At 68.4% G+C, this 25,952-nt stretch carries 25 protein-coding genes; 11 read left to right on the forward strand and 14 right to left on the reverse strand.

Annotation, left to right across the window (positions count from 1 at the left end):
* Window positions 1–6: 6 nt before the first annotated feature.
* Window positions 7–1,122 carry an acyl-CoA dehydrogenase family protein gene (locus U9979_RS02375; RefSeq protein ID WP_322778074.1) on the reverse strand — a complete coding sequence of 372 codons (1,116 nt, stop codon included), beginning with the start codon at window positions 1,120–1,122 and terminating at the stop codon, window positions 7–9.
* 137 nt (window positions 1,123–1,259) lie between these two features.
* A complete protein-coding gene (locus U9979_RS02380; protein ID WP_322756343.1) occupies window positions 1,260–2,009 on the reverse strand; it encodes a glucose 1-dehydrogenase in 750 nt (249 codons plus the stop codon).
* Window positions 2,010–2,285: 276 nt separating this feature from the next.
* Here U9979_RS02380 and U9979_RS02385 point away from each other — a divergent pair, with 276 nt between their 5' ends.
* Window positions 2,286–3,728 (forward strand): OB-fold domain-containing protein, encoded by a 1,443-nt coding sequence (locus U9979_RS02385; RefSeq protein ID WP_322749443.1) that lies wholly within the window; start codon window positions 2,286–2,288, stop codon window positions 3,726–3,728.
* A 1-nt stretch (window position 3,729) separates the two neighbouring features.
* On the forward strand, window positions 3,730–4,932 hold the full coding sequence (locus tag U9979_RS02390; protein WP_322749444.1) for an acetyl-CoA acetyltransferase: 1,203 nt from the start codon (window positions 3,730–3,732) through the stop codon (window positions 4,930–4,932).
* 73 nt (window positions 4,933–5,005) lie between these two features.
* Here the strand turns inward: U9979_RS02390 and U9979_RS02395 are convergent, their stop codons facing one another.
* From U9979_RS02395 to U9979_RS02405, 3 genes are all read right to left on the reverse strand, one after another.
* On the reverse strand, window positions 5,006–5,278 hold the full coding sequence (locus U9979_RS02395; RefSeq protein WP_322749445.1) for a type II toxin-antitoxin system RelE/ParE family toxin: 273 nt from the start codon (window positions 5,276–5,278) through the stop codon (window positions 5,006–5,008).
* On the reverse strand, window positions 5,275–5,577 hold the full coding sequence (locus tag U9979_RS02400; RefSeq protein ID WP_322778075.1) for a type II toxin-antitoxin system Phd/YefM family antitoxin: 303 nt from the start codon (window positions 5,575–5,577) through the stop codon (window positions 5,275–5,277). Before U9979_RS02400 ends, U9979_RS02395 begins: the two co-directional genes overlap by 4 nt.
* Window positions 5,578–5,753: 176 nt before the next feature.
* Entirely contained in the window at window positions 5,754–6,707 is a 954-nt protein-coding gene (locus U9979_RS02405) for an acyl-CoA thioesterase II (protein WP_322778076.1), read from the reverse strand.
* 316 nt (window positions 6,708–7,023) lie between these two features.
* Between U9979_RS02405 and U9979_RS02410 the strand changes: the two genes are divergently transcribed.
* From U9979_RS02410 to U9979_RS02430, 5 genes are all read left to right on the forward strand, one after another.
* Window positions 7,024–7,629, forward strand: a complete 606-nt coding sequence (locus tag U9979_RS02410; protein WP_416210158.1) for a nuclear transport factor 2 family protein — start codon at window positions 7,024–7,026, stop codon at window positions 7,627–7,629.
* A complete protein-coding gene (locus U9979_RS02415) occupies window positions 7,626–9,083 on the forward strand; it encodes a fatty acid--CoA ligase family protein (RefSeq protein WP_322778077.1) in 1,458 nt (485 codons plus the stop codon). Before U9979_RS02410 ends, U9979_RS02415 begins: the two co-directional genes overlap by 4 nt.
* Entirely contained in the window at window positions 9,080–10,057 is a 978-nt protein-coding gene (locus U9979_RS02420; protein WP_322778078.1) for an LLM class flavin-dependent oxidoreductase, read from the forward strand. The genes U9979_RS02415 and U9979_RS02420 overlap by 4 nt, the downstream gene beginning before the upstream one ends.
* A 138-nt stretch (window positions 10,058–10,195) precedes the next feature.
* A complete protein-coding gene (locus tag U9979_RS02425) occupies window positions 10,196–10,684 on the forward strand; it encodes an FAS1-like dehydratase domain-containing protein (protein ID WP_322749451.1) in 489 nt (162 codons plus the stop codon).
* On the forward strand, window positions 10,684–11,103 hold the full coding sequence (locus tag U9979_RS02430; protein WP_322778079.1) for a MaoC family dehydratase: 420 nt from the start codon (window positions 10,684–10,686) through the stop codon (window positions 11,101–11,103). Before U9979_RS02425 ends, U9979_RS02430 begins: the two co-directional genes overlap by 1 nt.
* A gap of 147 nt (window positions 11,104–11,250) precedes the next feature.
* On the opposite strand, the gene U9979_RS02435 is transcribed toward U9979_RS02430, so the two are convergent.
* The 3 genes from U9979_RS02435 to U9979_RS02445 form a co-directional block, all read right to left on the reverse strand.
* Window positions 11,251–12,039 (reverse strand): SDR family NAD(P)-dependent oxidoreductase, encoded by a 789-nt coding sequence (locus U9979_RS02435; RefSeq protein ID WP_322749453.1) that lies wholly within the window; start codon window positions 12,037–12,039, stop codon window positions 11,251–11,253.
* Window positions 12,040–12,125: 86 nt separating this feature from the next.
* Window positions 12,126–12,587 carry a MaoC family dehydratase gene (locus U9979_RS02440; RefSeq protein ID WP_416210587.1) on the reverse strand — a complete coding sequence of 154 codons (462 nt, stop codon included), beginning with the start codon at window positions 12,585–12,587 and terminating at the stop codon, window positions 12,126–12,128.
* A gap of 108 nt (window positions 12,588–12,695) precedes the next feature.
* Complete coding sequence (locus tag U9979_RS02445) at window positions 12,696–13,517, reverse strand: enoyl-CoA hydratase/isomerase family protein (RefSeq protein ID WP_322749455.1); 822 nt, start codon at window positions 13,515–13,517, stop codon at window positions 12,696–12,698.
* Between the two features lie 262 nt (window positions 13,518–13,779).
* Here U9979_RS02445 and U9979_RS02450 point away from each other — a divergent pair, with 262 nt between their 5' ends.
* Window positions 13,780–15,009, forward strand: coding sequence for an acetyl-CoA C-acetyltransferase (locus U9979_RS02450; RefSeq protein WP_322755322.1), 1,230 nt, complete (start codon window positions 13,780–13,782; stop codon window positions 15,007–15,009).
* Window positions 15,010–15,153: 144 nt separating this feature from the next.
* On the opposite strand, the gene U9979_RS02455 is transcribed toward U9979_RS02450, so the two are convergent.
* From U9979_RS02455 to U9979_RS02475, 5 genes are all read right to left on the reverse strand, one after another.
* Window positions 15,154–16,608 (reverse strand): aldehyde dehydrogenase family protein, encoded by a 1,455-nt coding sequence (locus U9979_RS02455; RefSeq protein ID WP_322778081.1) that lies wholly within the window; start codon window positions 16,606–16,608, stop codon window positions 15,154–15,156.
* The gene (locus U9979_RS02460) at window positions 16,608–17,720 is read right to left on the reverse strand and encodes a Zn-dependent alcohol dehydrogenase (RefSeq protein ID WP_322749458.1); all 1,113 of its coding nucleotides are present in this window, start codon (window positions 17,718–17,720) and stop codon (window positions 16,608–16,610) included. Before U9979_RS02460 ends, U9979_RS02455 begins: the two co-directional genes overlap by 1 nt.
* 44 nt (window positions 17,721–17,764) lie before the next feature.
* Window positions 17,765–19,483, reverse strand: coding sequence for an N-acyl-D-amino-acid deacylase family protein (locus U9979_RS02465; RefSeq protein WP_322755325.1), 1,719 nt, complete (start codon window positions 19,481–19,483; stop codon window positions 17,765–17,767).
* A gap of 152 nt (window positions 19,484–19,635) precedes the next feature.
* Window positions 19,636–20,844, reverse strand: coding sequence for an amidohydrolase family protein (locus U9979_RS02470; protein ID WP_322748446.1), 1,209 nt, complete (start codon window positions 20,842–20,844; stop codon window positions 19,636–19,638).
* Window positions 20,845–20,891: 47 nt separating this feature from the next.
* A complete protein-coding gene (locus tag U9979_RS02475; RefSeq protein WP_322778082.1) occupies window positions 20,892–21,818 on the reverse strand; it encodes an acyl-CoA thioesterase II in 927 nt (308 codons plus the stop codon).
* Window positions 21,819–22,113: 295 nt separating this feature from the next.
* Here U9979_RS02475 and U9979_RS02480 point away from each other — a divergent pair, with 295 nt between their 5' ends.
* The 3 genes from U9979_RS02480 (at window position 22,114) to U9979_RS02490 (ending at window position 24,607) form a co-directional block, all read left to right on the forward strand.
* Window positions 22,114–23,382, forward strand: coding sequence for an acyl-CoA dehydrogenase family protein (locus tag U9979_RS02480; protein ID WP_322768185.1), 1,269 nt, complete (start codon window positions 22,114–22,116; stop codon window positions 23,380–23,382).
* Between the two features lie 89 nt (window positions 23,383–23,471).
* The gene (locus U9979_RS02485; RefSeq protein WP_322748449.1) at window positions 23,472–23,681 is read left to right on the forward strand and encodes a hypothetical protein; all 210 of its coding nucleotides are present in this window, start codon (window positions 23,472–23,474) and stop codon (window positions 23,679–23,681) included.
* A 116-nt stretch (window positions 23,682–23,797) separates the two neighbouring features.
* The gene (locus U9979_RS02490) at window positions 23,798–24,607 is read left to right on the forward strand and encodes an enoyl-CoA hydratase-related protein (RefSeq protein WP_416219261.1); all 810 of its coding nucleotides are present in this window, start codon (window positions 23,798–23,800) and stop codon (window positions 24,605–24,607) included.
* A 91-nt stretch (window positions 24,608–24,698) separates the two neighbouring features.
* Here U9979_RS02490 and U9979_RS02495 read toward each other — a convergent pair whose 3' ends face one another.
* The gene (locus tag U9979_RS02495; protein WP_322778084.1) at window positions 24,699–25,604 is read right to left on the reverse strand and encodes a DUF559 domain-containing protein; all 906 of its coding nucleotides are present in this window, start codon (window positions 25,602–25,604) and stop codon (window positions 24,699–24,701) included.
* Window positions 25,605–25,952 lie beyond the last annotated feature (348 nt).

Genomic DNA, 25,952 nt, shown 5'->3' on the forward strand with positions numbered 1-25,952 from the left:
ACAGGGCTAGATGCCTATCCGCTGGGCGAGCTGTTCGCGGTGGTAGGCGGGGTCACCGAGCAGGAGCTGCGAGGTCTTGGCCCGCTTGAAGTAGAGATGGGCGGGATGTTCCCAGGTGAAGCCGATCCCACCGTGCACCTGGATGTTCTCGGCGGCGCAGTGGAAGAACGCGTCCGAGCAGTAGGACTTGGCCACGCTGGCCACGACCGGTAGTTCGTCGTTGCCCTCAGCGGCTGCCCACAGGCCGTAGTACGCAGCGGACTTGGCCGACTCCACGTCCAGCAGCATGTCCGCGCACTTGTGCTTGATCGCTTGGAACGAACCGATGGGCCGGCCGAACTGTACCCGGATCTTGGCGTACTCGACGGCCATCTCCAGCACCTTCTGGGCACCGCCGACCTGCTCGGCGGCCAGGCCGATGGCCGCGGTGTCGAGAACCCGCAGGAGAACGCCCTCGCCCTCGCCGTCGACACCGATCAGCCGGGCGGGGGCGTCGTCGAAGTCGAGCCGGGCCTGCTTGCGGGTGAGGTCCATGGTCGGCAGCGCGGTGCGGGTGAGGCCGGGCGCGTCGCCGGGGATGGCGAAGAGGCTGACTCCGGCTGCGGTCCGAGCCGCGACCACGACGAGGTCGGCGGTGTGACCGTCAAGCACGTAGCTCTTGGATCCGTTCAGCCGCCACTCGTTGCCGTGCCGGGTCGCGGGGAGCGTGATCCCGTCGGTATCCCATCGGCCGGACTCCTCGGTGAACGCGAGCGTCGCTCGGGTGTCGCCGCCAGCGATGCCGGGCAGATAGTCCTTCTGAGCCGCGTCGTCGCCGCTGGCGACAAGCGCCGTCGTCGCGAGGACGACCGTGGAGAAGTAGGGCGCGCACAGCAGCGCGCGGCCAGCTTCCTCCAGGACGATGCCCACCTCGACGAACCCGTAGCCGGCACCACCGTGCTCTTCGGGGATCGCGAGACCCGTCAGGCCGAGTTCGCCGGCCAGTTTCGCCCAGACGTTCGCATCATAACCCTCGGTGGTCTCCATGAGACGCCGAACTTCGGATTCCGGAGAAAGATCCTCCAGGAAGTCGCGCACGGCGCGGCGTAGCTCTTCCTGCTCCTCGCTGAAGGCGAAGTTCACGGCAGCTCCCGGCTACAGGCAATATTCTGAACGAGGGTACAATTAGTAATCTAATTCGGCAAGATGTACTCTGAGTAACAAGATGGCGTGACGTCGAATCGGACGACACGACGTCGTTGAGCATGTCATCCCGTGGCTCAGGCCATTGTCAGTCCACCGCTTACCGACAGTGTCTGCCCGGTGATGTAGCCCGCCGCGGGGGAAGCGAGGAAGACGACGGCCGGGGCGATGTCGGTCGGCTGCCCGATCCGCTTCATCGGGACGGCCCGCGCGAGCGAGTCGTAGAGGCGCTGGCTGACGTCCGCGACCTGGTCGAGCAGTGCGGTGTCGGTCGGACCGGGGCAGACGGCGTTGACGGTGATCCCGGCGGCGGCGGTCTCTCGGGCGAGTGCCTTGGCGAACGCGATGACCCCACCCTTGGTGGCCGAGTAGACCACCTCGCCGGACGATCCGACCCGTCCCGCGTCCGAGGCGATGTTGATGATGCGGCCCGACCCCCGTGCCAGCATGCTGTCAAGGACCGCACGGCTGGCGCGGATCGTGCCGAGCAGGTTGACATCCACCAGGCGCCGCCAGGTTGCCTCGTCGCTGTCGACGAACGGGCCGATCACGTCGACCCCGGCGTTGTTCACGAGGATGTCGACCTCGCCGAGCTCCGCCCGCACCCGCTCGACAGCGGCGAGCACGCTTGCGTTGTCGGTCACGTCGACGGTGACGCCAAGGGCGCGGCCGGCCAGTTTGTCCGCGGTCACCGCGGCGCCGTCGCCGTCGCGGTCGGCCACGGCTACAGCCGCCCCCGCCTGCGCCAGGGCGGCCGCGATGGCGGCTCCGATCCCGCGGGCGGCGCCGGTCACGATCGCAACCTTGCCCTCAAGTGCCTCGGTCATGCGCCGCGCTCCTCTCTACATCGCTGGCGGGTCCCGGTCGGTGCATCCGTGGTCCCGTATTGGCGTCATATCATATAACTATTTTGGATGTCATGATCGGACCTTCGGGTTGCCTCCCGAGACTGCCGGCCGGCCCCGTGACTGGTTGCCCGACACCACAAATCGTGCAAGCATCTAACTTGTTACATGTCCTCTGCCGTCACGCGGAAGTGCCGGGCTCCGCCCACGTCCGTCACGACAGAGCGGTCAGCTCCGCCACACTGCGTCGGGAGAACGATGTCGGGTCTACTTGCCTACGGTGCCTATCTGCCCTACCACCGGCTCCAGCGCAAGGCCGTGGCCGCCGCGCTCGGCGGCCGTGGTGGTTCCGGTGCGCGCACGGTGGCCTCCTTCGATGAGGACACCACATCCCTGGGTGTGGAAGCGGCGCGGATCACCCTGCGGGGTCACGCGGCCGCGTCCGGGCCTCGGCAGGTCTATTTCGCCACGACGGCGCCGGCCTATCTGGACAAGACCAACGCCACGGCCATCCACGCCGCACTCGGGCTGGACGAATCCGTGCTCGCGGTCGACATGGTCGGCTCGGTGCGGTCCGGTGTCGGGGCCCTGCTGGCCGCGAGCGCGGCGACCGAGCCGACGCTGGTCGTGCTCTCCGACATCCGCACCGGCCTGCCCGGTGGCGCGGACGAGCGTGACGGCGGTGACGGCGCGGCGGCACTGCTGGTCGGGCCGGGCACGCCGGCGGCACCCGTGCTCGCGGAGATCCTCGCGAACGCCTCGGCCACCGAGGAGTTCCTCGACCGGTGGCGCGTGCCGGGCGACGACCACTCGCGGGTCTGGGAGGAGCGCTTCGGCGAGTCGGTCTACGTACCGCTCGCCGACCGGGCATTCGCCGACCTGCTCAAGCAGATCGACCTGACGCCGGACCAGATCGACCATCTCATCGTGGCCGGTCTGCACGCGCGGTCGGTGGCCTCCTTCACCCGGCGCGCGGGCGTACGGCCCGACGCCGTCGTCGACGGCCTGGCGAAGACCGTCGGCAACACCGGGACCGCCCATGCCGGCCTGCTGCTCGCCGACACCCTCGACAGGGCCGGGGCGGGTAAGACGATCGTGGTCGTCGTCCTCGCGGACGGCGTGACCGCGGTGGCGCTGCGTACCACCGAAGCCCTGCCCGAGCACCGCGCCGCCGTCTCGGTGGCGGCCCAGATCGCCGGCGGGCGGGACACCCTGCGGTATGCCGACTTCCTCAACTGGCGGGGCCGGCTCGCGACCGAACCGCCCCGGCGGCCCGATCCCGACGCCTACGCTGCTCCGCCGGCCGGCCGCAACGCCGACTGGAAGTTCGGCTTCACCGGCTCCCGTTGCAACAACTGTGCTACCCGGCACCTGCCGCCGGCGCGGGTCTGCCGTTCGTGCGGCGCCGTGGACGACATGGCGCCGGAACGTCTCGCGGACACCTACGGCACGGTGGCGACGTTCACGATCGACCGACTTGCCTTCACCCCGAGCCCGCCGCTGGTCGCCGTGGTCATCGACATCGACGGCGGTGGCCGCTTCAAGTGCGAGCTGACCGATGTCGACCCGGACAGCGTCGCCATCGGCGACCGGGTCGAGATGACCTTCCGCAAGGTGAACACCGCGCGGGGCATCCACAACTACTTCTGGAAGGCCCGCCCCGTGCGGGCCGCGGGCAGCACCGAAGGGCTGGAGGCCTGAGATGGCGTCACGCGGGATCAGGGACAAGGTTGCCATTGTCGGCATGGGCTGCACGTCGTTCGGGGAGCGCTGGGAATCCTCCGTCGACGACCTGCTGATCGAGTCCTCCCAGGCGGCGTACGCTTCGGCCGGGCTGTCCCGGGACGATGTCGACGCCTACTGGCTCGGCACGATGGGTTCGGGTAACTCCGGGTTGACGCTGTCGCGTCCGCTGCGGCTGCCCTACAAGCCGGTCTCCCGGCTGGAGAACTACTGCGCCACCGGTTCGGAGGCGCTGCGTAACGCCTGCTACGCGGTGGCCAGCGGTGCCTACGACATCGCCATGGCGATCGGGGTGGAGAAGCTCAAGGACTCCGGGTTCTCCGGCCTGGCCGGGGCGACGCCGCCGGGCGACGGGACCGGGTCGGAGACCACCGCACCGGCGAACTTCAGTCTGCTCGCGCCCGCCTACGCCAAGAAGTACGGCGTGGACACCGACGAGATGAAGGACGTCCTGACCCGCATCGCGTGGAAGAACCACGTCAACGGCGCGCAGAACCCGCGGGCGCAGTTCCGCAAGGAGGTGGCCAAGGACGTCATCTGCAACGCGCCGCTGGTCGCCGGGCCGCTGGGCATCTTCGACTGTTCCGGTGTCAGCGACGGGTCGGCGGCGGCGATCGTGGTCCGGGCCGAGGACGCCCACCGCTACACCGACAAGCCGATCTACATCAAGGCGCTGTCGTTCATCGCGGGACCGGCCACGGGTAACTCCGACCCCGACTACGACTACACGACCTTTCCCGAGGTCGTCGCATCAGCGAAGGACGCCTACGCCCAGGCCGGTGTGACCGACCCGCGGGCAGAGCTCGCTCTCGCCGAGGTGCACGACTGCTTCACCCCCACCGAGCTCGTCCTGATGGAGGACCTCGGTTTCGCCGACCGTGGGTTCGGCTGGAAGGAAGTCCTCGCCGGGACCTTCGATCGTGACGGTGACCTCCCGGTCAACCCGGACGGCGGTCTGAAGGCGTTCGGGCACCCGATCGGGGCGTCCGGCCTTCGGATGATGTTCGAGTGCTGGCTGCAGCTGCGCGGTGAGGCTCCGGCGGAGCGCACGATCTCCACGATCGCCGCGGGCAAGAAGCTCGGCATGACCCACAACCTGGGCGGCGGGCCGGGCGAGTGCGTGTCGTTCGTGTCGATCGTCGGTTCCGAACCGTCAGCCTGACCGCCATCGGCGGTTAAAGCCCGGAGCACCAGGCCGGCCGGATACCCATCCGGCCGGCTACCCATCCGGCCGGCTATGTGCGGTAGAAGTCCTGTCGGTGTCTCACCATCTCGACCGTGACGAGACGCTTGTCCTCGTCGATGCTGTAGACCACTCGGTAGGTCGCCCGGCGGGCGGACCACAGCCCGGCGAACGGCGCGTGCAGTGGTTTGCCCATCCGGCCTGGCTCTGCGCGCATCGGTCCTGTTACCAGTTTCAGGACGGCCGCCGCCACCGGCTCCGGTAGCTCTTCGGCGACCGCCCGCCGGGCGGAGCGGGACCAGCGGACCTCGTACGGGTCGTTCACCCAGCCTGCCGTTTCCTCTGGTGGAAGGCGTCGAGCACCTCGTCGGTCGGGTAGACCTCGCCGCGGGCGACCTCTTGGCGTGCCTGGAGGATCGCCGCAACCGTGTCGGTGTCTGCGAGGATTTCCAGGGTTTCGTGCAGGCTCTCCCACTCGTCCACGGAGACCACCACGGCGGCGGGACGTCCGTTGCGGGTCACTGTGACCTGGTCGTGCTGCTGCTGTACCCGAGTGACCAGTTCGGACAGCCGGGTCTTGACCTCCGCGAGCGGCAGCGTTTCCATGGTCAGAATTATAGTCATCAAATTGTCGCCACTGCACAGACCAGCGCCGTCCGCGAGGCCAGCGACGGGAGCACGAGAGGATCGGGAGAGGTACAGCCGTGCGGCTGCTCGTTGCAGAACGCGCTCAGGCGATGCAATCTCTTGGTCTGTAGGGGTACTCGGCGCTCGGCGCGCCGTCGCAGATGTCACATCGTTCAGTGGCTCGTGCTGCTCATCGGGCCGCGCTGTTCAGCTGTTACGCGCTGTTCAGCTGTTACGCGGTGGTCAGGTTCGCGGCGCGGGGTGCGCACCAGACCCTCCTGTGCGATCGAGGCCACCAGGTATCCGTCGGCGTCGTAGACGTGGGCCCGGACCAGAGCATGACCGCCGGCTGCCACCGGGCTCTCCCTGTCGTGCAGCAGCCACCCGTCGGCCCGGAACGGCCGGTGGAACCAGACCGCGTGGTCAAGACTGGCCATACCGGCGTCCCTGGTGGTTCTGCCGTGCGGCAGCAACGCTGTGCTAATAAGATCGAGATCGGACGCGTAGGTGAGCGCGCAGACGTGCACGAGCGGATCGTCGGGCAGCGGCTCGGCCGACCGGAACCAGACCCGCTGACGGGCGGGCCTCGGCCCGCGCTCCGCCGCCAGCGCCGGTGGCTCGTCCACGCAGCGTACTTCCGTCCTGAACTGCCCGGCGCGGAACCACTGCATCCAGGGCGCTGATGCGGCGCCCGCGTCGGCGTACCAGTCCTCCAGCGTGCGCACCTGGTCCGGCGGCGGCACCAGCGGCATCGGCTCGGCGTGCGTCGGACCCTGCGCCGGGAGGTGGAACGAGGCGCTCAGCTGGAAAATCGTTTCTCCGAGCTGGACACCGACCACGCGTCGGGTGCTGTAAGAGCCGCCGTCACGGATTCGATCGACCAGGTATATGACCGGCACGGCCGGGTCACCCGGCCGCAGAAAGTAGGCATGGAGCGAGTGGACGGAGCGGGCCGGTTCGACGGTGCGGCCTGCCGCGATGAGTGCCTGGCCGGCGACCTGACCACCGAAGAGGCGGACCGGCAGTTCTCCGTGGCTGCTCCACCCGCGGAAGATGTCCACGTCGAGCCGCTCAAGGTCGAGGACACCGACCAGGGTGGTGGGGCGCTGGTGTCGAGTGCTGATCACATCCTCCTCCGTGTCGTCAAGTATGAAATTAAATGATTTATCTTTAGTGAAGGAGGATGGGCGAGTTCATGGGTCCGGAGTCACATCCGGCCCCGGCGGTGCGCCTGCGAGGTCTCTGCCCGCTGGCGACTCGCACGGTCCGTGCCTGCTCAGGCGGTCTGGGTCGTCCTGTCCGGAAGTCGTCGCGGAGTTGGCGGTCTGGCCCTATAGTGCAACTCATTAAGCGTATTGTTGCCTGTGTTGATCTGGTTGTGGTTGCGGTGTGTCGAATAGGCCGGCCTGACCTGGAGGTGTCGTGACGACGCACGACGCGGGGTTGCTCGCGCGGCTGGAGCAGGTGGAGGCGCGGCTCGCGCTCGGGCAGCTGCCGATCCGGTACGCGCTCGCGGTCGACGGCCGTGACCTCGACGCCTGGATATCGCTGTTCGTGCCGGATGTCAACTGCGGCCGGCACGGCCGCGGCCGGGAGGCGCTGCGTGGATACATCGCGCCCAGCCTGCGGTGGTTCTACCGGTCGGTGCACCAGATCTGCGGTCATCGCGTGGAGTTGCTCGATGCCGACAACGCCCGCGGGCAGGTGTACTGCCGGGCCGAGCACGAGGTCGGCGACCGCTGGATCGTCATGGCCATCTGCTACTTCGACACCTACCAGCGGATCGACGGCGAGTGGCTGTTCGCCCGGCGGGACGAGCGGCACTGGTACGCAGCCGATGTCACCGAGCACCCGCAGGCCGTGGGATTCGACAGTTGGGGCACGTCGCCGACGCCACCGGGCCTGCCGCAGTCCTTCCCGACGTGGGCAGGCTTCTGGGACGGCGTCGACACCACCGGACTGACCGCGTCTGGGACCACTTCGTCCGGGACCACTTCGTCCGGACTGACCGCATCCGGGGCGACCGCCGCCCGGACGACCCGGGCATGACCGCCGCGGCCGGGACGACATGGATGGCCCAGCTCACCGGAGTCTGGTCGGGCCCGGGTGCGGGTCAGACGGCTGTGATCAGTGGTGCCACCCGCTGGACCGGCGCCGACCTGCTGGGGCACGCCGCGGGCGCGGCCGACTGGCTCGACAGCCTTGCCGTGCCCGTGGGAACCCCGTTGCCGGCTCTGGTCTCGACCACGCTGGAAGCTCTTGCGCTGACGATCGCGGGCGCCGCCACCCGGCGTCCCCTCGCGCCGATCAGCACCAGACTCACCCCCCGGGAACTCACCGCCTGTCTGGCCGGCCTCGCCGGCGATCTGCTCCTGGCCGAGCCGGACGCGGCGGACCTCGGCCGGGAACTGGCGACGGCAACGGGCCGCCGGCTTGTCGTTCATCCACCGGCCGCGGCGTCCGACCGGCTGTTGACCGACCGGCTGTCGGCGGACCAGCCGGGTCCGGATGAGACCGCGCTGATCCTGCACACGTCCGGGACCTCCGGGGTGCCCAAGGCGGTGTATGTGGCCGAGGGCAAGCTCGCAGTACGGGGCAGGGTCAACGCCGCGATCGTCGACCTTGCGCCGGGCAGCGTGTACGCATCTGGTTCGCCCTACCATCACATCGCCGGCCTCGGCATGATCGCGGTTGCGTTGGGCGCCGGAGCCACGGTTGTCTGTGCGCCACCGTTCTCGCCGCGTAACTGGCAGGACCTGGCCGACTACGGCACGACACATGCTCTGCTGGTACCGACGATGATCGACCGACTGCTCGCTGAGGGCGCGCTGGCATTGCCGACGCTGCGCGTGCTGCAGTACGGCGCGTCCCCGATCCATCCGGACACGCTCCGCGAGGCGATGGCAGTTCTTCCGGGCGTTGCCTTCGTTCAGATCTTCGGGCAGACGGAGGGTTCTCCGGTCACCTGTCTGAACTTCGACGATCATCGACTTGCGGCCACGACCCGGCCCGAGCTGCTGCGCACGGTCGGCCGCGCGGCGCAGGGTGTGGAGCTGCGGGTGGTCGATCCGGGTCCGGACGGCAGCGGCGAAATCCGGGCCCGCGGCGAGCACCTCTTCCAGCCCGAGGCCGACGGTTGGCTGCACACCGGAGACCTCGGTCATATCGATTCCGACGGCTATGTCACGCTGCTGGGCCGCCGTGGTGACCGCATTGTGCGTGGCGGGGAAAACGTGGATCCACTAGAGGTTGAACAGGTCCTCAGTCTCCATCCCGCGATCCGCGAGGTTGCCGTCGTCGGCCGGGCGGACCGGCGCTGGGGTCAGGTCGTGAAGGCGTTCGTCGTCCCCGCCGACCCGCGGGATCCACCGGACGTCGAGGAGCTGCGCCTGTTCGCGCGGGAGTCCCTGAGCGGGTTCAAGGTGCCCGCCGAGTGGGAGATGATCGAAATTCTGCCGAGAAGCGCCGCCGGCAAGGTGTTGCGTAGAGTGCTGCAATCGTGACCACGGTTGACGTCGACCCGGTCGGGCCGGGATCAGCCGGGTCGGGATCGGCCGGGCTGCGGATCGGGGTTCGGCCACCCTTCGCGCTGCTGCGAGGCGGCACCGAGCGCCTGTACGAGGCCGCTGCGCAGATCCGGGACCTCGGATTCGACCATGCCGTCATCGGTGACCACGTGAGTTTTCGCGGCGGCTACGGTTCCGACGGGCTCATCCAGGCCACGGCGTTGCTGGTCGCCGCGCCCGACATCGAGGTTCACACCGGGGTCTTCCTGCTACCGCTGCGTCACCCCGTCCCGGTTGCGCGTCAGGTTGCCACGCTCGCGGCCATGGCACCCGGGCGGTTCGTCTTCGGCGTGGGCATCGGCGGTGAGGACCGCGCCGAGGTCGAGGCATGCGGTGTCGACCCCGCCACCCGTGGCCGCCGGATGGACGAGGCTCTGGTCGTGCTGCGGGCACTGCTGGCCGGTGATGCGGTGACGGTCGACGGTGAGCATTTCCAGCTCCGCGATGTGCGGGTGTCACCGCCGCCGGCCGTGCCCGTACCGATAGTGATCGGCGGCCGGTCGGCCGCGGCGGTTCGGCGGGCGGGTCGTCACGGTGACGGCTGGCTCGGTGTGTGGGTCTCGCCCGAGCGTTACGCCTCCGTCATCGCCGAGATCGATGACGTCGCGGTCGCGTCCGGTCGGTCCGCGGTGGCCTGGCGGCACGCGCTGCTGGTCTGGTGCGGCTTCGGCGGGTCGGTCCAGGACGCCGGTTTGTCGGTCTCGCGGGCGATGGAGAGCTTCTACGGCGTGCCCTTCGACCGTTTCTCGCGGTACGTGCCCCGGGGGACCCCGCAGGATGTGGCGCAGGCGCTGGTGCCCTATCTTGATGCCGGCTGCCGCGATGTGCACCTGCTGCCGGTCGCCGGTGACGAGGATGAGGCACTTGAGTCGGCGGCGCAGGTACGCAGCCTGCTCCTGCGGCGCGGGTGAGCGACCCCGGTTCTCCCGGTCGGGAGAACCCGGTCGGGAGAACCCGGTCGGGAGAAACAACGGAGACGAACAGCAGTCAACGCTTCATCGGATGGCTGGGATCCTCTGCCATCCGCCTTCAATGACGAGGAGTAATTCGTGGGGCAGTTCACGTTCCCGGTGGAGGCCGGTCAGATCATGCTCTTCGCGCGCTCGGTCGCGGATCCCAACCCCGTCTACCACGACGCGGAGCGGGCCGGGGAGGCTGAGACGGCGGGGATCATCGCTCCGCCGACGTTTGTCCAGTCCTCCGCCCAGTACGACCCTGACTATCCGCTGCGACCGCGTACCGGCGAGGCATGGTTCGGCTCCGGCCGGGAACCCAGCGGAGTCACCGATGCGGTCTCCGGCGGCGGCCGGCTGCACGCCGAGCAGCATTTCGAGTATTTCCGGCAGGTCCGGCCGGGCGACCTGCTCACGGTGACCAACGTGCCGGGAAACACCTGGGAGAAGACGGGTCGGCGGGGCGGCAAGCTGCTGTTCGAAGAACAGGTCACCGAGTACCGGGACGCAGCCGGCGAGCTGGTTGTCCGGGCCCGTGGCGTGAGCGTGCGACCCGAGAAGCCGGTTGAGCAGGGGGCGAACTGATGGCATTGCGCGGCGCTGAGGTGAAAGTCGGCGAGATTCACGAGCAGGTGCTCGTCGAGGACCTCACCCGGACCCAGATTGTGCAGTACGCCGGTGCATCCGGGGACTACAACCCGTTGCATACCGATGTGGTGTACGCGCGCGATGCCGCGGGCTACCCGGGTGTGTTCGCGCACGGGATGCTGGCGATGGGTATGACCGCCCGCGCCGTCACCGACCTGGTGGGCGACGGGCGTCTCACCCGCTACGGCGTCCGGTTCAAGAGCCAGGTCTGGCCGGGTGACCGCCTCACCGCCCGCGTCACCGTGGCCGGCCTGCGTGAGGCCGACGGCGTAAGCCTGGTCGACCTCGACGTGGTCACGGTCAACGCGCGGGGCGAGGAAGTCATCGCCGGCTACGCCACGGCCCGCGTCGACTGACGAACCGGTCGGGCACTGTTGCAGGTGTGCCCGGTGACTAGCGGGCCAAAGGGCGCGCGACGATCGTCAGATCGCGCGCCCGGAGGCCGCACTTCCCGGAGAACTGCGGGGACTCCACGTCGGGTCCCGCAGTCACCCAGCACAGTGTCAGTGGCCGATCACGACGGGCTTGCGGCCGAGCTCGTCCAGTAGCGACTGGCTGTAGACGATCCGTCCGGTGATATCTGACTCGGCCAGGGCCAGCGCGGCCTCGGCCAGCACCGAGGGGTCCTCGATCGGGAAGTCCGCGACGAGGTCATGCGCACCCGCTCCGGGCGTCGCGACGTTGTCGAGCGGGGCGAGCGCGTTGGCTCGTATCCCGTAACGGTAGCCCTCGGCCGCAACCGCGGTCGTGAAACGTTCCAGCGCCGCCTTGCACAGGCCGTACGCGGCGAAGCCACGCTCGTGCACCGGTTCGAACGGTGGGCCCTGCGGGTGCTGTGCGGCCCGGGAGGAGATGTTGATCACCCATCCGGCCCCCCGCTCGCGCATACCCGGGAGCACCAGCTGGGTCAGCTCGAAGGGCGCCCACACCTGAACTTCGATCATGAGGCGAAAACGCTTCTCGGTGAACTCCTCGACCGGCGCGAGAAAGGTGACAGCCGCGTTGTTCACGAGGATGTCGACCGGCCCGAACGCCTCGACGGTCTCGGCGACGATGCGCCGCCTGTCCTCGGCCGAGGACAGGTCCCCGCGCACGGCCACGGCTTCGTGGCCGGCGGCCTGGATAGCCTCGACGGTCTCCCGCAGGCTTCCCGGGTACCGGGGGTCGGGCTCGAGGGTGCGGGCCATGGCCGCGACCCTGGCTCCTTCGCGCGCGAGCCGGAGCGCCACCGCTGCTCCGAGGCCGCGGCTCGCCCCGGTGACAAGCGCCACCCTTCCGTCCAGCGTTCCCACGGATCCTCCTCGACCGGTGGGTGGAATCACCCCACCATATGGTCTAAATAGTCATATATTTAAGTAACGTCTGCCCGGCCTGGCGATCAGTGGCCGGCGCCGTCGACCTCGACGAAGTCGCGCCCGCGGATCATGCGGGTCGGGGTGAAGACCAGGACGTCCTTGCCGTGTTGGTTACGTACTGTCACGCGGCTGGCCACGATGCCGCGTCCGGGCTTGCTGGTCGGGCGGGCCGACAGGGTCTCGACGATCGCGTGCAGTGTGTCGCCGACGTAGGTGGGGCCCTTGACCGTCAGTTCCATCGACAAGAATGCCAGGCCGGTGCCGTGCAGCGCGTTGGTCTGGAGTACCAGGCCCTCGGCGATGCAGTAGACGAAGGCTCCCGGTACCAGCCGGCCCGCGTAGCCGCCGGCGGCGGCGTGGGTGGCATCGACGAACAGCGGCTCGTTGAAGCCGCCCCACTGGATGAACGTCATGAGGTCGGATTCGGTGATGGTCCGGGCCGAGGTGCGAAACGCCGATCCCGGGACCATCTCCTCCCAGGTCATCCCAGGCGCCAGCAGCGGCACCTCGCTGCTCTTCGGCGTGGGGGCGGCGGTGTCGGTCGCTGCGGTTTCGGTCACTGCTGAACTCCTCGTCGGACGGCCGGCGGTGGGTCAGATTTCAGCACGGTGTTGTGCTTCGACGGCGATGAAGTCCGGCTTGCGCTTCTCCCGGATCGCGGCGATGCCCTCCTGGGCGGAGGGGCTCGCGAAGCCGTAGAACTCGTGCGCGAGCGAGGCTTCGAACGCCGGCAGCTGCACCCGGTACCAGTGGTTGAGCGAGGACTTGGTCGCGCGCAGCGCGTCGGACGAGCCGGTGGCCAGCGCGCTCGCCACTTCGAGGCCGCGTGCGTGTACCTGGTCGTCGTCCACCGCGAGCGAGACCAGCCCGATACGCTCGGCTTCCTCACCGGTGAGGCGCTCGCAGGTGAGCAGGTAGTACTTGGCCTTGGCCATCCCGCACAGCAGCGGCCAGCACAGCACGGCGTGGTCGCCGGCCGCGACACCGAGCCGGGTGTGGCCGTCGACGATGGTCGCACGCTTCCCGACCACCGAGATGTCGGCCATCATGCCGACGGCGAGACCCGCGCCGACGGCGGGGCCGTGCATGGCCGAGACCACCGGCTTGGACAGGTCCAGGACGCCGAGCACCATGGCGCGCGCCTCGTGCAGAACCCTGGTGCGGACTCCGGGGTTGTCGGCCATCTCCTGGAGCAGGTCGAAGGTACCGCCGGCGGAGAACGCCTTGCCCTCGCCCTGGATGAGTACGACCCGGGTCTGCGGGTCGCGGTCGATGACCGGCCAGACCTCGGCGAGGTCGCGGTGCATCCGCGGGTTGACCGCGTTGAGGTTGGGTGCGTCAAGCACGATGCGCAGAACGCCGAGCGCGGGTCGCTCGAAACGTAGCGTCGGAAAGTCGTCGTACCGGTCGCTCACACGTGACTCCAGCGTCGTCGCGCCGCGGACCGCGGCAGGGGGATCAGATCCGGTCGCATCTCGAAACAGGCTCTCAGGGGACGGTTGGCTCCGAAGCACGCTACTCGACGAATCGATTAATACGCTTACTGATTGAGTGTCGCATGCGAGGGGCGGCGGTGGCTAGATCGACAGCGTCCGCAGCGTCCGGTTCGTATATCGCATCCGGGTGCAACTCGTGACATCGTCTAGATAAATAGTCGAATATTACTGGAGGTTTGCTGTGAGTGAGGCGTGGATCATCGACGGCGTGCGGTCGCCGCGTGGCCGGGGCAAGGCCACCGGGTCGCTGCACCCGCTGCACCCGCAGGAGGTGCTGGCCCAGATACTCAACGCGCTGCGTGACCGGGTCGGTTTCGACCCGCTCGAGGTCGAGGACGTGGTCGCGGGCAACGGTATGCAGACCGGAGAGCACGGCGCCGACATCGGGCGGCTCGCGCTGCTGGCGGCCGGCTGGCCGGTGCAGACACCCGGGTCGAGTCTCAACCGGTACTGCGGCTCCGGCCAGCAGGCGGTCAGCTGGGCGGCGATGGGCATCCTGTCCGGTCATCAGGACCTGGTTGTCGGCTGCGGCGTGGAGTCGATGTCACGGTGGCCGGTGGCTGAGGGCGTGGTGACGCTCGATGCCGGCAACGCTCATCTGCGGGAGCTCTACCCGATGGTTCCGCAGGGCGTCAGCGCCGACCTCATCGCGACGCTGGAGGGCTTCACCCGCGAGGACGTCGACGCCTTCGCCGCCCAGAGCCAGGAGCGGTGCGCGAAGGCCGTGGCCGAGGGCCGGTTCGACGGTTCGGTCGTGCCGGTCAGCCATCTCGACGGCACGCTCGCCCTCGACCACGACGAGTTCCCCCGCCCCGGTACGACCGTGGCCACGCTCGCGAAGCTGCCGGCGTCGTTCGAGCAGCTGGCGACCCAGGTGCAGGCGGGCTTCGACCGGTCCTTCGACGACATGTGCCGCGAGGTCTACCCCCAGGCCGGCGAGATCCGCCACGTCCACCACGCGGGTAACTCCAGCGGCGTCGTCGACGGTGCGTCCGCGATCCTGCTCGCCTCGCCGGACTACGCCCGGGCCCACGGGATGACCCCGCGTGCGCGCGTCCGGATGACCGCGGTGGCGGGTGCCGATCCTGTGATCATGTTGACCGCGCCCGGCCCGGCCAGCCTGCGTTGCCTGGCCAAGGCGGGCATGACCGTGGCCGACATCGATCTCTGGGAGATCAACGAGGCGTTTGCCGCGGTCCCGCTGAAGACCATCCGCGACCTTGATCTCGACCCGGACCGGGTCAACGTCAACGGTGGGGCGATTGCGCTGGGTCACCCCATCGGAGCGTCCGGCCCGATGCTCATCCAGACCGTGCTGGACGAGCTCGAGCGGCGTGACGCCAACGTCGGCCTGGTGACGATGTGCACCGGCGGCGGCATGGGTACGGCGACGATCATCGAGCGGATCTGACACCTTCCCGGGACGCGTCCCCCGCAGCGGCCGTGGTGTCCGTTGGGATCCCACGGCCGCCCGGCGGCTCTGGAGACCCGGGGACTGCGGCCTGCGGGCGCGCGATCTGACGATCGTCGCGCGCCCTTTGGCCCTTTGGGGCCTTTAGCCCGCCGGCGCGTCCAGGAAAATCGTCTTGTGCTCGAGGTACTCCGCCACGCCCTCCGGGCCGTACTCGCGCCCGTAGCCGGACGACCCGAACCCGCCGAAGGGCAGCGCGAAATCGATCGCGGCACCCTTGTTGATCGCGACAGTGCCGCTGCGGATACGGTCGGCGAGTGCCCGTGCCTGGCCGGGATCCCGCGCGAAGACGGCGCCGGACAGGCCGAAAGGGGTGCCGTTGGCGATGGCGACAGCCTCGTCGAGGTCGGTGTAGGTGAGCACGGTGAGCACCGGACCGAAGATCTCTTCCTGGGCGATGCGCGACATCGGTGACACGCCGGTGACGAGAGTGGGGGCGACAAACCAGCCCCGGGTGGTGTGCGGCGGCGGGCCACCGCCCGTGACCACCCGTCCACCCTCCTTCGCGGCGTCGGCTACGTAGCCGAGCACCCGGTCCCGGTGGCGCCGGCTGACCAGCGGACCTACCTGGGTGGCGGGATCACGGGGGTCACCGACGACCAGGGCCTCGAAGCCGGCCCGCAGTGCGTCGAGGAGTTCGTCGTGCCGCCGCCGGCTGACCAGGATGCGGCTCAGAGCGATACAGGCCTGCCCGTTGACCAGGGTGGCCGCGGCGACGACCGCGGCGACGACCTCGTCGAGCGGGGCGTCATCGCACACGATGCCGGCGGATTTGCCGCCCAGTTCGAGACTGACCCGGGCCAGGTGGCTGGCGGCGGCGGCGGCCACCGCGCGACCGGTCGCCGTGCTGCCGGTGAATGCGATCTTGTCAACGCCCGGATGCCGGGTGAGGTGGTCACCCCCGGCGCCGTCGCTGGCCACCAGGTTCAGCACGCCGTCGGGGATACCGGCGGCACGCGCGGCCTCGGCCACCGGATAGGTGTCCAGGCACGTCTCCGGCGCGGGTTTGCAGACCACCGTGCAGCCGGCGAGCATGGCCGGGGCGAACTTGTTGGCCGCCAGGACGAGCGGGCTGTTCCAGGCGGGAATGGCGGCGACGACCCCGACGGGTTCCCGGGTGACGTCCGCGCAGGCGCCGAACAGACCCGTCCGGCGCTCACTCATGGTCATCTTCTCGGCCAGCCCGGCGTGATAGCGAAGCAGGGCGATCATGCTGGCAGGTTCGGAATGGGCTGCCCGCCGTGGCAGGCCGAGTTCGTCGAGGACGAGTTCGCCCATCTCCTTGCGGCGCGCCGCGAGTTCGTCGGCGAACCTGGTCAGGTGCTCGGCTCGTTCCTTGATCGCCATCCGCGGCCACGGGCCGGTGTCGAAGGCCTCCCGGGCAGCGGCGACAGCCGCGTCGACATCGGCTGGCTCGCCGCACGGCGCGCTGCCGACGATGCCCTCCGTCGCCGGGTTCACGACCGTGAAACGCCGGTCACCGGCTGCCGGGCGGAAGCGTCCACCGATGAAGAACGTGTCCTGCTTGACGGCTTCCATCAGCGGCCCAACTCGATGATTCCGCGGATGTTTCGCCCGTCGGTCATGTCCTGGTATCCCTCGTTGATCTCGTCCAGCGAATAGCGGCGGGTCACCATCTCGTCGAGTTTCAACTGGCCGTTGCGGTAGAGCTCCAGCAGCATCGGGATGTCCTGGTGCGGATTGCAGAAACCGAACAGGCACCCGACGACCTTCTTCGCGAAGGACGTGAGCATCCCGCCGGGCAGTTTGACCGTGATCTCTTCGTAGCGGTCCGCTATTCCGGTGAGGACGAGGGTGCCACCTTTGCGGGTCATCTCGTAGCACTGGTGGATGACTTCCGGGTTGGCCACGCCCACACACTGGATCACGCTGTCAGCCAGGACACCCTGGGTGAGATCGCGAACGTGGTCGAAGGCTTCGGAATGATCCGTGAAACCGGCCTGTGCCCCGAGCTGTTTGGCGAACTCGTTCTTGAAGGGCACCGGATCCACCGTCACGACCGTTGCCGCGCCGGCCAGCAGCGCACCCTGCACCGCGGCCGCTCCGATACCGCCGATGCCGTAGACGACAACGACGTCACCTGGGCGGACGTTCGCCGCGTTGACCGCCGATCCCCAGCCGGTGGGCACACCGCACCCCATGAGGCAGGCGACGTCCAACGGCGTGTCGTCCGGGACCTTCACAAGTGAATTCTGGTGCGCGACGAAGTGTTCGGAGAAGGTCCCGAGGGTGCAGAAGGCACCCAGATCGGTCTGGCCCAGATGGAACCGGTAGCTGCCGTCGGCGAATGCTCCGGTGAGGGTGGTGGCGCCGGCATCACACAGATAGGAGTGACCCGACGTGCACCAGCGGCAGTAGCCACACACGGGGAGAAACGAGGTGACCACCTTGTCGCCCGGCCGCAGCCGGGAGACCCCGGCGCCGACCTCCCGCACCACGCCACCGCCTTCATGGCCGCCCACCATCGGGAAGTGGAATCCAGCGCCTTTTCCGAGGTGGTCGTCGGAATGGCACAGCCCGGCGAAGAGATTCTCCACCAGGACTTCGCCGTCGCCTGGGCCGTCGAGGGAGAGTTCCTCCACGGTCCAGGGTTGGCCTCTACCGTGCAGGACCGCGGCGCGTGTCTTCATGGTCGTACCCTTCCGGTTACCGTGCCGTCAGTCCAGAAATTCTGTCAGTTCAGGGACGGGGTTTCGGTGTCCCGGCCGGAGCGCAGAATCTTCCCCGGGAAGTCCCCGGTGAACGTGCCGTGATGGGCGATCTCGACACCGTTGACCAGGACGCGCTCGACGCCGTCGGCCTCACCGTAGAGGCGGCCCGCGCCGGCGGGCAGGTCGAAGCGCGTCTCGGTGGGCTGGCGGGCGATGCGCGCCTCGTCGAAGATGACGACATCGGCGGCGCCGCCGACCCGGAGACGACCACGATCACGCAGGCCGTACAGGCGGGCCGGGACGTCGGTGATGAGGCGGACGGCTTCCTCAAGGGCCACCACCTGCTGTTCGCGGACCCCATGTTGCAGCAACATCGTCGAATAACCGAAGAACTCCACCATGTCGAGGTGGGCCCCGGCGTCGGACGCTCCGATGACAGCCCGGGGATCGCGCCAGACCTGGGCACGGGCCTGCCAGTCCTCCGGCCGCGCCGCACGGGAGGGGTTACTGAACGTCGTCTTCAGCTCATCCGTGACGACGATGTCCATCAGGACGTCGAACGGGTCCCGGCCCTCCTCGGCGGCGATGTCGCCGACGATCCGCCCGGCATACGGCTTGGTCTGCGGGCTGAACGTCTCGATGATGTACCGGGAGCCCCAGTCGACGAGGTGACTGAAGGCGGACGGCTCCTCGGCGGCGCGGCGCAGCTCACGCCGACGCTCGGGATCGCGCAGGATCGCCAGCCGCTCGTCCAGCGGCAGGAAGAGGAAGTCGTGCAGCCCCGGGACCATGTCGAGGACGAAGCCGGCGCGGAAGGAAAACCGGGCCGGCGGGGTGTCCGGCATCGTCAGCGCGACGACCTTCCCGCCGCGCGCCCGGGCGATGTCGCCGACTTCGAGCCTGGCGAGCGCGTCGGGCAGGGTCTTCGCGCTGACGGTGAGGATGTTCCAGTTCAGCGGCCGGCGGGCCGCCACCGACATCCCGACCATGACGTCGGTGATCTCCTGGCTGAAACCACCTCGCTGCGGGAGGACGGGGAGGAACTCCAGGGATGTGCCGTCGAACTCGCCGGCCACCGCTGCCAGGGCGAACAACTCCTGCGCGGGTGCGGCGCGGGACGGGACCGGACGCCCGTCGGCATCGCTGTGGCTCTCCGACCAGGTGGAGGAGAAGCCGAGACCGCCGGCCGCGATCCCGGCGCGCAGCAGCCGCTTCATCGTGGCGAGCTCGTCGTCGGTCGCGTGCCGTTCAGTGGCCGCAGGCCCCATGGCCACCCGCCGAATGGCCGAATGCCCGACCATGAAACCGGCGTTGACAGCGAGCGTCCCGTCCAGACGGTCGAGGAACTCCGCGGTGGTGCGCCAGTCCCACGGCACGCCGGTCCGCAGCGACTCCAGCGGCATGCCCTCGACCCGGGACAGCATGCGCATCAGGTAGTCACCGGCCGTGTCGTCCAGGGGGGCGACGGTGAACCCGCAGTTACCGCCCAGGACGGTGGTGACTCCGTGCAGCGGAGACGGGGAAAGCGTGGGGTCCCAGAAGCCCTGGACGTCGAGATGGGTGTGGATGTCGACGAAACCGGGGCTCACGATGAGCCCGTCCGCGTCGATCGTCCGGCGCCCGCCGTCGGGCACGGTGCCGATCGCGACGACGCGTCCACCGTCGATCGCGACGTCCGCTTGCTGGCGCGGGGCGCCGGTGCCGTCGACGACCTGACCCCCGCGGATGACGATGTCGTGCACGATTCCTCCTGGACTTCTGGGGCGACCGCTTTACGTGGGGCCGCCGAGCGCGCGAGACGAGCAATGATCGCGCGCTCTTTGGCCGGACCGGTTTACCTGGGGCCGCCGAGCGCGCAAGTACTCACGCGATCTGTTGCCCACCCGAGCGGTGCCTATGCGGTGATGCCGTATCGGTCGAGCCGGAAGCAGCGGATGGCGTTGCCACGGGCGAGCAGGTATGCCTCGTCCGCGCTGAGTCCCGCCTCCGTGACCATCTTCTCGAAGACCGCTTTCGAGTTCGGCCAGGTCGAGTCACCGTGCGGATAGTCGGTCTCGAACATGATCTGTTCCATGCCGATGCGGTGCCGCAGGGTGAGCCCGATGGAATCGTCGAACACGCACCCGAAGATCCGGTCGCGGACGTAGCTGGACGGCGGGCGCGAGAGCCTGCCGTCCAGGTTGCCGTAGACCGGTCGCTGTTCCCAGACGCTGTCGAGCCGTTCCAGGATGAACGGCATCCAACCGATCTGACCTTCACTCAATGCCACCCGCAGGTCGTGGAACCGCTCCAGCACACCGCTGGTGAGCCAGTCTGCGAACGCATGGGACGCACCCTGGTAGGTCAGGGCGAGTGACACCGCTCGCGGGGCGTCGATCGAGGTCATCGGGAACGTGGAGGAGGACCCGATGTGCAGGTTGAGGACGGTGTCGGTGTCCTCACACGCGGCGAACAGCGGATCCCAGTGGTCGGTGTGGATGCTCGGTAGCTTCAACCGGGCCGGGTTCTCCGAGAAGCAGACCGCGTGCGAGCCCTTGGCCGCGCAGCGACGAACCTCCGCCGCGGCGAGTTCGGGGTCCCACAGCGGGATCAGGGTCAACGGGATGAGCCGACCGTACGCCTCGTCGGCGCACCATTCGTCGATCATCCAGTCGTTGTATGCCTGCACGCACGCAAGGCCCAGGTCGCGGTCGCCGCACTCGTGGAACGTCTGCCCGCAGAACCGGGGAAACGTCGGGAAGCTCAGAGCGGCCTCGGTGTGGTTGGCGTCCATGTCGGCCAGTCGGGCCGTCCTGTCGTAACAGCCTGGCCGCATGTCCTCGTAGGTCATGGCCTCCCAGTGCCGCCCGAGATAGTTCTGGTCCTTACCCGCTGCCGCGAAGCCTGGAAGGATTTCCATTTTGACGTCTCCGAACACCCAGACGTCGGCCCACAGCCCGTCTTCGGCCTCCCGCCAGCCGCTGCGGGCGTGCGTCCCGAAGCGTCCCTTGAGCCGCACCAGACGGGGGCCGTCCGCCCGGAATCGCTCGGGCAGGTAGCGCTGCCACAGGTCACCGGGTTCAAGGATGTGGTCGTCGACAGAGATGATCTTTGGTGTGCTCATCGGGCTCCTCCCAGTCACCTCCCGCAATTTAACGCACGTGTGCCAATCTAGACAACGGGTTGTTGCTGGGGTGCGGCCGCGGGTACGCGGCGTAGCAGTCCCTCCTGGATGACGGACGCCACGAGCTGTCCCGAGCGGTCGAAGACGGAGCCGTTCGTCAGCCCCCGGCCGGAGCCCGCCCACGGGCTGCCCTTGTCGAAGAGCAGCCAGTCGTCCGCCCGGAAGGGGCGGTGGAACCACATGCTGTGGTCGAGGCTGGCGCCGACGACGGATCCGGTGCCGAACGCCTGGCCGTGCGGGAGCAGTGCTGACGCCAGGAGGAACAGGTCGGACGCATACGTCACGGCACTCGCGTGCGTCAACGGATCGTCACCGAGTGGATCGCGGCTGCGAATCCAGACCTGCAGGCCGGTGGACGGCCGGCCGCGACGGGCCGACAGCGGCGGTGGCTCACCCACGAAGCGGAGATCCACCGGATGGCTGCCGAGGTAGGTATTATACCAGTCGTCGACCTCAGCCCCTGCGGTGGTGAACCACGACGCCGCCGGGGGGAGTTCGTCCGGGTCGGGAACAGTCGGCGGTCGCAGCGTGTGCTCGTAGCCGTCCTCGCCCACGTGGAACGACACCGAGGCGTGCAGGATGTCGCCGCCAGCCTGGGCGGCGACCACGCGGCGCGAGCTGAACCCGCGACCGTCGCGCAGTTTCTCGACGGTGTACTCGGTCGTTGCGCCGACCGCGCCCGGACGCAGGAACACGATATGCAGGCTGTGCGCCGCCCGGTCGTCGGTGACCGTGCGGCCCGCGGCGACCAGCGCCTGCGCGGCGAAAAGGCCGCCGAAGGTCCGGGTGGACTCGTTCTCGCGGCTACGTCCGCGGAAGACATCCTCCTGGATGGCCTCCAGCTCGAGCAGCGGCCGTAGCGCGGACGTCAGTGCGACTCCGCCGCTGTCAGAAGCGGGGTGCGTCACGATCACACCTCTCATCCTATATATCTTTAAACGTATACTACGTTAAAGTGACGATGTCGAGACGGTCGCGACGGAACGCGCCGATCTTTCGAGGTCACGCTAAAGTAGTTCTATTAGTATGATGATAGACCTCAGCGGGTGATCCCTGGATGATGTGGACGCGGCTTCCCGCCGTACCTCGGGCTCGTCTGGTCGACCTGAGCCCGGAAGGCTTGCGCGTACACCCGATCTAGTTGGAACATATAGACGATGTTGTCTGGGCTGGTGGTGGGTCCCGGACCCGCCGACGGAGTGGGGTGCGATGGAGTTCGGGTATCCGTCGGTGGCGGAGGAGTTTCGGGTCCGTGTTCGCGCGTTCCTGGCGGCGAACCTTCCTGACGGCTGGACGGGGATCGGCAGCCTCGGTTCCGACGAGGCCGAGGTCTTCACCCGTGACTGGCGGGACCGGCTGTTCCGGGCTGGCCTGCTTGGCGTCTCCTGGCCGGCGGAGTACGGCGGCGGCGGGTTAACCAAGATCGAACAGGTGGTCCTCATGGAGGAGCTAGCGCAGGCCGGCGCGCCGTGGGGCATCCGTAACGACACGTTCAGCATCAAGATGGTCGGCAACACGTTGCTGCGGGCCGGCACCGAGGAGCAGAAGCACAGGTTTCTCCCGAAGATCCTGTCGGGCGAGGAGAAGTGGTGCCAGGGCTATTCGGAACCCGGCGCAGGCTCGGACCTGGCTTCTCTGCGTACTCGGGCGGTTCTCGACGGCGACGAATGGGTCATTGACGGTCAGAAGATCTGGACGTCGATGGCTCACGAGGCAGACTGGATCTTCGTGCTGGCCCGTACCGACCCGGACGCGCGACCCCACCGCGGAATCTCGTTTCTGCTGGTCCCCCTGCGTCAGCCCGGTATCGAGGTACGGCCCATCCCGGCGATGAACGGCGACAGCGAGTTCAACGAGGTCTTCTTCGTCGACGCGCGCACAGCCGCGGACAACGTCGTCGGGACGGTCAACGGCGGCTGGCAGGTCGCGATGACCCTGTTGGGGTATGAGCGCGGTGAGGAGGCCGCGACGAACCCGGTGCTGTTTCGCAATGAGCTCGACCGACTGCGGGATCTGGTCCGCGAGCGGGGGCTCGGCGCTGATCCGATCGTGCGGCAGCGGCTCGCCGACTGCTATGCCCGGGTCGAGGTCATGCGCTTCCTCGGCTACCGCGTGCTCACCGGCTACCTACTGGGCGGGCCTCCTGGCCCCGAGTCGTCGATCAGCAAGTTGTACTGGAGTGAATACCATAAGCTGGTCACCGACCTGAGTCTTGATGTCCTCGGCGCAGCTGGCATGGTCATGCAGGGGCGGCGGCCGCCGCGTGCCTATCGCACGGACGACCCGGGTTCGCCGAATTCCACCGCATCCTGGATCGGCACCCTTTACAACTCCGTGGCAGGCACCATCTACGCGGGCTCGTCCCAGGTACAGCGCAACATTCTTGGGGAAACCGTCCTCGGGTTGCCCAAGGAGCCGGCGGTTGCCTCCGGTCGGGCCGGTAGAAGCGCGGCTACGGGCGCACTTCCTGGGTCGTGAAACGGGCGGGTATCCAGCCAGTCGACGTTGTCGAGCCAGTCGACGTTGTCGAGCCAGTCGACGTTGTAGAGCCAGCATGGAGGCGTGTGGTGAAGATTCAGGTCGAGGGAGACGGGATGCCGCCAGAACTGTTGGTGGAGGCCGCGACGGATTATGCCTGCCTGTGTTGCGCGGGCGTCATTGAACTGTGGCGGGACTCGGGCGGCTACTGGAACGCGACTCTGGCCCATGACGAGCGCTGTCGCCCGGAACGGACGGTCACCGCGCCCCGCCGGCCGGAGCTTGTCGTCGCCGGCTGAGTGCGTGGCGGCTGAGTGCGTGCCGGCCGAGTGCGTGCCAGCTGAGCGTGCTCTGGCGAGCCGCTGTCGGTCGGGACAGACGGCCTCCGTTGGTTGTTCGAAACGTGGATAGGTTGATGCACGTGACAGTTACCGCAGCGCCCGAGGTTGTGCTCTGCGACGTCGACAGCGGCGTCGCCACGCTGACCCTGCACCGGCCAGAGCGAAAAAACGCCTGGACGTTGGAGATGGAGCGGGCGTTCTTCGATCTGCTCGACGCCTGTGACGACAATCCCGACGTCCGGGTCGTACTGGTCACAGGGGCCGGCAGCAGCTTCTGCCCCGGTATGGACATGGGCTATCTCGACAGCGTCTCGCAGGGTCCGGCCGCGGAGAAGCCGGCGTGGCGGACCCGTCCAATGACCCATGCCCGGTCGTTGCGCAAGCCGACCATCGCCGTCCTCAACGGTGCATGTGCCGGCATCGGGCTGGTCCAGGCGCTGTCGTGTGACCTGCGGTTCGCGGCGGCCGGCATCAAGATCGCCCCGTCGTTCACCCGACGGGGACTGCCGGCCGAGTTCGGCGTCAGTTGGCTGCTGACCCGCATAATTGGGCCTGCTCGGGCTGCTGACCTGCTCATCTCGAGTCGGGTTGTGTTGGCGCAGGAGGCGTTGGCGCTCGGTCTGGTTGACCGGGTGTTTCCGCCGGATGAGCTCATGCCCGCCGCCCGGGCGTATGCGGCTGACCTGGTGGCCAATTGTGCTCCGGTGGCGATGGCCGCGGTCAAGGCCCAGCTGGCGGCAGACTGGGGACGGACTCTCGCGGACGCTCAGCTCGACGCGGATGCGTTGGTCCGCGACACCGATCGGCGTATCGACTTCCGCGAGGGCGTTGCCGCCTTCGTGGAGCGCCGGCCGCCGGACTTCCGTCCGCTGCCGCCCCGCTGAACGCCAAGCGGAACCGTCAAGCGGACCGATGTTGATTTTTCGAGGTTTGTACGATCATCCGGTACCTTTTCGGCGTACAAACCTCGAAAGATCAACGGTCAAGCTGTCTGCGGACGCTTTCGATCACGTATTCCGGCCGATGGACGACATCCGGCCACGTGAAACGTAGGACCGTCCACCCGCGGCCGATGAGGTCGTTCTGCCGGTAACGGTCCCGGTACAGGGCGGTTGCACCGTTATGGGTGGCCGCACCGTCCGCCTCGACGTCCAGCAGGCGTGATGGCCAGGCGAGATCGAGTCGCGCGACGGGTACGCCGGTGACCTCGTTGCGGACCGGCCATTGCAGCTGTTCCGGTGAAAGGCCGGCGTCGACCAACAACAGCCGGAGCCGGGTCTCCAACGGGGATTCCGAGCGCCGGTCAACCAGGTCCCAGAAGGTGTCGGCTCGCCGGCCACCGTGTCGCCCGGCCACCGCGATCTTGATCGCTGCGAGATTCTCCTCGTCGAGTCGATACTCGTGCAGAAGCGCGTCGAGTAGACACACCGCTTCCTCACGTGAGGACCAGGGGATCAGATCGGCGATGGTTCGCGACGGATGGGTGATCCGGATGCCGGCGACCGTCATCGACTCTGCCGACGTCAGCGGCGACCAGCGCAGCACTACGCCCCGACTGCGCGATGTCCTCGCGGTTGACGGTAACAGCAGGTGAATCGGTTCGTCATGGGTCGGCTGCGGGAGCCCTGGAAACCGGTGGATCCTGGCAGCGGTCACTGCGCAGACGACCGCGTCCGGGCGGATGAGCTGGGCTGCCCGGGCACGGGCGTGCACACGGTCAGGAGCAGCCGGGACGACGAAGCCGCCCCGAACCGGATTCTCCCAGCCACCGACGTGAGCCAAGCGGTAGAGCGTCGCCGGGCTCAGGCCCACGGCGAGGGCCTGAGCCCGGGTCAGCGCACCGTTCTGCGTGGCAGCGAGGGCGAGCGCAGTGGCCAGCACGTCGGCCGGCGTGGCCGGGTCTGCCGCCGTGACCCCGATAGCCGGGGTAGCCGCCGTAGCTCCGGTAGCCCCGGTAGCCGCCGTAGCTCCGGTAGCCGCCGTAGCTCCGGTAGCCGCCGTAGCCGGGGTAGCCGCAGGGGATGTCGGTGGGGTCGGTGGGGTGACTGGTGCGTCGTGAGGACACGCCCCTGGGCGACCGCCGCGTGTGTTGCCTGCAGGCGCCGACCTATTTTCATGCATGATCTTCAGGCTGCCATGTTCCGGCAGTTTTGCTCAGCGTCCGTCCACAGGCACTCGCATTATCCCCAGCCCGGATCGATCTTTCGAGGTTTGTGCGGTCATTCGGTA

This window comes from Protofrankia sp. Cas4, from assembly GCF_963555915.1.
GTDB lineage: Bacteria > Actinomycetota > Actinomycetes > Frankiales > Frankiaceae > Protofrankia.